At 71.4% G+C, this 4846-nt stretch carries 5 protein-coding genes; 2 read left to right on the top strand and 3 right to left on the bottom strand.

Annotation, left to right across the window (positions count from 1 at the left end):
• Nucleotides 1–1085, bottom strand: a 1085-nt coding sequence (locus VLF18_RS11725; protein WP_325279807.1) for a DUF4010 domain-containing protein, incomplete at its 3' end; no start/stop codon positions are given.
• Nucleotides 1086–1305: 220 nt separating this feature from the next.
• Here VLF18_RS11725 and VLF18_RS11720 point away from each other — a divergent pair.
• Nucleotides 1306–2568 carry a hypothetical protein gene (locus tag VLF18_RS11720; RefSeq protein ID WP_325279806.1) on the top strand — a complete coding sequence of 421 codons (1263 nt, stop codon included), beginning with the start codon at nucleotides 1306–1308 and terminating at the stop codon, nucleotides 2566–2568.
• 28 nt (nucleotides 2569–2596) lie between these two features.
• Here the strand turns inward: VLF18_RS11720 and VLF18_RS11715 are convergent, their stop codons facing one another.
• Nucleotides 2597–3412, bottom strand: coding sequence for an SRPBCC domain-containing protein (locus tag VLF18_RS11715; RefSeq protein ID WP_325279805.1), 816 nt, complete (start codon nucleotides 3410–3412; stop codon nucleotides 2597–2599).
• A 28-nt stretch (nucleotides 3413–3440) separates the two neighbouring features.
• A complete protein-coding gene (locus VLF18_RS11710; protein WP_325279804.1) occupies nucleotides 3441–4628 on the bottom strand; it encodes a citrate synthase family protein in 1188 nt (395 codons plus the stop codon).
• A 30-nt stretch (nucleotides 4629–4658) separates the two neighbouring features.
• On the opposite strand from VLF18_RS11710, the gene VLF18_RS11705 reads away from it, so the two are divergent.
• Nucleotides 4659–4846: hypothetical protein (locus VLF18_RS11705; protein WP_325279803.1), on the top strand; the 188-nt coding region annotated here is incomplete at its 3' end.

The raw sequence follows: 4846 nt of genomic DNA, 5'->3' as shown, positions 1-4846 counted from the left end.
CTCGCGAGCTGGGCGAGCGAGACCGCCGCCGCGTGCACGTCGGCGAAGCCCGCTGCGGCGGCCGCCGCGAGCACGCCGCCATCGCCGAACCAGCGGCGCAGCGCGGTCGACAGCAGCAGCGCCGCGGCGACGATCGCGACGAACAGCAGCGCCTGGCGCAGCGCGAACGGCCGGCCCAGCGCCGCCGGCGGTGCGTCCTCGTCGGCTGCCCGGCTGCGCCAGACGAACCAGCCTGCGACCGCCGCGGCGGCCAGACCGGCGGCGATCAGCGGCACGGCGAGATCGGCGAGCAGCGCCGGCGCGAGCGCGAACAGGATCAGTGCGAGCTGCACCACGGTTGCGATGCACGACAGCAACGCCGCGGCGATGCAGCCGGGCAGGGCGTGCGCGTCGGCCGACGCGCGCTGGCCCATGCCGGCGATGGTCGCGGCGCTCGAGACGAACCCGCCGAGCAGTCCCGCGAGCGCGAGCCCGCGCCCGGCGCCGAACACGCGCAGCGCGACATAGCCGGCCGCGTTGATGCTCATGACGAGGACGACGAACAGCCAGAGCTTGCGCGGGTTGAGCACCTGCCACGGATCGATCGCGCGATCGGGCAGCAGCGGCAGCACGATCAGCGCTGCAGCGGCCAGCAGCAGCGCATCGCTCAGCTCCTGCTCGCTGAGCACCTGCCGCGTGAAGCGGTGAAGACTGGTCTTGCTTTCGAGCACGACGGCGAGCGCGACGAACAGCGCTGCAGCCAGCTGCGCGTGCGACTGTGCGAGCGCACCGAGCAGGAACGTCACGAGCAGCGCGAGTTCGGTGACGACGCCGGGATCGTGCTCGGCGCTGTGCCAGTAAGAAGCCACCGTCATCGCGGCAACGGCCGCACCGGCGACGGCGAGCGCGACCGGCCCGAGCAGCATGGCGATCGCGCCGCCGAGCGCGACGACCGCGAAACTGCGCACGCCGGCCGCTTCGCGTCCCGCCTGCGCCTTCTCGCGCTCGCGCCCGATGCCGACGAGCAGCCCGCCGCCGAGCGCGGCGACGAGTCCGAACAACTGCTCGGCGGCGATCAGCGGCAGGGAGGGTTCGGGCGTGGGCATGGGCGTAGGGTGCTGGTGGTTGACGTGGGGCGCAATAACCGAAGGGCGTCGCGCCGCGGTGGGCGGGCCTCGTCGCGTGGAGATGGCGCGATGCGCTTTGCGGTTGCGCTTTGCGGTTGATGGCGCAATGCGCTTCGCTTATTGCGCCCTACGGTCGTGTGTCGTGATCCCTGCGCGGCCGGTCTTCCGTACGTCCGGGGTACATCCAGGGGAAATCATCATGCGCCGAACCGCCGTCTTCGCCTCGTTGTTGCTCAGCTCCGCCGCCGCTCTGGCCGGCCCGTCCTACGACGCGCCGCATCAGGCCGACGATCCGGCCTCGCCGCCGGCGATCTCCGCGGCGATGACGCGGCTCATGGATCTGACCGAACCCGCGATGACGCCGGCCGCCGCCGAGGCGCCGACCTGCGGCGTCAGCAAGGCGCTGGCGACGACGACGCGCTTCTGCAACGCTGCGCCGCTGCAGTTCCCCGGCGCGGGCGCGGCATCGCAGTATCCGAGCGACATCGTGGTTGCCGGCCTCTCGGGCGTGGTCACCGACGTCAAGGTCCAACTGCTCGACGTGACGCACGGCAACACGTCGCGCCTCAGCGCGCGCGTGCAGCATCCGGGCGGTCAGCTCGTCGGCCTGACCGGCAGCGGCTTCGACGTCGACGATGCGCCGCTGCCGTCGGTGCTCAATGCTGACTGGACCTTTGCCGACGATGCCGAGGTCTACGCGCTCCCCGAGACCGGGATCGTGAGCTACGCGCACACCGTGCCGGCCAGAACCAACCGCTATCTGCCGCGCGTGTTCGCCGCGTTGCCGCTGCCCGCGCCGGCCCCGGCGACGACCGTGCAGCAGATGCTGGCTTCGCTCAAGGGCACGAATCCCAACGGCACCTGGCGCCTCTGGGCCGCGCAGTACACCGGCGCGGAGCCGCAGCCCAGCGGCACGATCTCCGACGGCTGGTGCCTCGACATCACGACCGCGCCGGTCGCCGATACCTGCTATTTCACCGCGACGCGCACCGGCTCGCTCAATGCCGGCGACGTGCAGCAGGCCGGCCGCATCACGCGCGACGGGAAACCGTCGCTGTGCACCGCGCCGGCCAAGACCGCCGCGCTCGAAAACACGACGGCCGTGCGTCGCGACCGCTACGACTTCGCGGCGATTTCGTCGCAGCCCGTCTGCGTGACCGTGACCGCCGACTTCACGCAATGCGGCGGCAACCAGACCCAGATCGCGATGTATTCGAACTACAACCCGGCGACGCCAAACACCGGGCATCTCGCCGACAGCGGCTACAGCACGATCGGCAGCATCGCATTCTCGCGCCGGCTCGCGGCGAACCAGGCGTTCAGCATCGTCGTCAACGAAGTGGATGCGGGGGCCGGATGCGCGCAGTACACGTTCCGGCTCGAAGCGAACGTCTGCGAAGCGCCGCCGTCGGGCGACCGCATTTTCTACGGCGGGTTCCAGCTCGTGATTCCGGTGGGATGAGGCGGGGCGACGGCGCAATGCCCTTCGGTTATTGCGCCCTGCCGTCGCTTGTTGGAAAACGCCGCGCGAACCATTCCTGCCAGTGGCGCTGCGCCGAGGCGGCCGCGGCTTGCGCGTCGCGGCCGTAGCAGTAGTGCGCGACGCTCGCGTTCGTCGTTCCGGCCTGGGAGAACGTGCCGAGCAGTACGATCTGCGGATCCGGCACGGGCGTGCGTACGAGCAGATAGCGCTGGCGCATGTCCTGGCGCACGAACTCGACGAGTCCTTCGGGGGCGGCGAACGGCAGCTCGGCATGTTCGCCGACGTCGGCATGCGCGATCTGCAGTCCGTCGAGCAGCGCGCGCCAGAGCGGCGCCTGTTCGCCCTGCGTCTGATGCATGACCGAGGCGAAGGCCGCGGGCTCGCCGGCGGAGTGGGCGAGATAGAGCCGCAGCACTTCGAAGAACGCCGGCCAGCCGGCCTCGAAACCTTCGAGCGACGCATCCCAGTCGTCATACGCGGCGGTCAGCGAATGCGTCATGCGCACGAGGTGTTGGCCATTGCCGCGCGCAGTTATCGTGATCTCGGTCTCGACCGGCGGCGCGCCTTCGGCCCATTCGCGCTCGACATAGCCAAAGCGCAGCGGCGGTTCCCAGATCGTGACCTCGCCGCTGGAGCTGCCGTTCGCGCCGAAGTCGAACTGCAGCCGGCCGCCGACGCGCCCGTCGATCTCGCAGCGCGTGAACCACGCGGTGTAGCCCGGACCCGTCGCGAGCACGCGCCAGAGTTCCTCGCGTGTCGCGGTTGCGACAAATTCCATGTCAACCCAACGGCGGCCGGTTTCGGGATCGAGCTTCAGCGGCATGGCGAGATTCTCCGGGCGATGCGAAGGCTCAGGCGAGCGTGCCGGCATAGTGTGCGCGCGGCCGGATCAAACGGCCGTGTTCCTGCTGCTCCAGCGCATGGGCGAGCCAGCCGGCGAGGCGGCCCGAGGCGAACAGCACGAGCGCCGCGCCGGCCGGCAGCGCGTGCAGCCGGCAGATCGCCGCGAGCGCGAAATCGAAGTTCGGGCGCAGGCCGCTGATGTCCTCGGCGCGCGCGATCAGTGCATCGAGCGCGCGCAGCGCGGCGCTGCGCGCATGGCGGCGGCGCAGTCGCGACAGCAGTTCCGCGGCGCGCGGATCGCCGTCCGGATACAGCGCGTGGCCGAACCCGGGCAGTTCGTCGCCGCGCTGCCAGCGCTCGGCGAGCGCATCGGCGCCGTCGGCGATCAGCGCGTGCGCGCGGGCCGCCGCGCCGCCGTGCCGCGGACCGGTCAGCGCGGCGAGACCGCTGCAGACCGTCGCATGCAGATGCGCACCGGTGGAGGCGACGACGCGCGCGGCGAACGCGGAGACGTTGAGCTCGTGTTCGGCACCGAGCACGAGCGTCGCGCGCACGAGGTCGGCGAAACGCGCGTCGCGCGGATGCCAGGCGCCGGCGACCACCGCGTGCAGGGGCTGCGCCGAAGGCCGGCTGCCGCTCATGAGTGCCGCGTTCTGGCGCAGCAGCTGCGCGGCGATGTCGCGGCGGGCGGACGGCGATGACGTGAACGAATGGCGCACGGCCAGGCTCAGCAGCGGAATCGCCGCCAGCGCGCGTTCGAGCGGCGGCAGCGACGCGTCGTCGGCAAGCGCGGCAACGCCCGCCGGCCAGCCGGCCGCCGGGCTCGCCGCGAACGGATCGTCGCGGCCGCAGTCCCAGAGCCTCCGCGCGACGTCTTCGAGCGTCGCGCCGGCCTGCGCGGCTTGTATCGCCGAATGGCCGCGGTAATACGGGCCGTCGGGCCGGATCAGCGAGATCTGCGTGTCGAGCACCGGCAGGCCGCGATCGAGGCTCTGCGCCGCGCCGCGCGCCGCGCCGCGTCCGGCGCGGCGCTCGCGCGCGAGGCGTTCGACGTCGCGCCGGCGGTAGCAGCGGCTGCGGTGATCGGGTCCCGGGTGCGAAGCGACGAGCCCGCGGCTGACGTAGGCATACAGCGTGGCCGCGCTGACGCCGAGGATGCGGCAGGCTTCGGCGGCCGGGATCAGATCGCTATCCATGGGTGGGAGTCGGGGACGTCCGCGAACAGGTTGATCGTATCGATCAAGATTGATCAATGCATTGCAGGATGCCAGATTGTGCGGCGTGCCGCGCGCGATGCGCGCTCTGGCGGCGATCGTTGCGAGCTATGCTCGACCGCCGCATCCGTCACCGCTTCCGTTGCCACGCTCGTTATCCGGCCAGCCTCTTCAGCAGACGAATCCGCCAGCCATGAACA

It is taken from the genome of Tahibacter sp. (assembly GCF_035481375.1).
Lineage (GTDB): Bacteria > Pseudomonadota > Gammaproteobacteria > Xanthomonadales > Rhodanobacteraceae > Tahibacter.
Note: the sequence above shows the minus strand (reverse complement) of the source record. Positions and strands in the feature narration are given on the sequence as shown.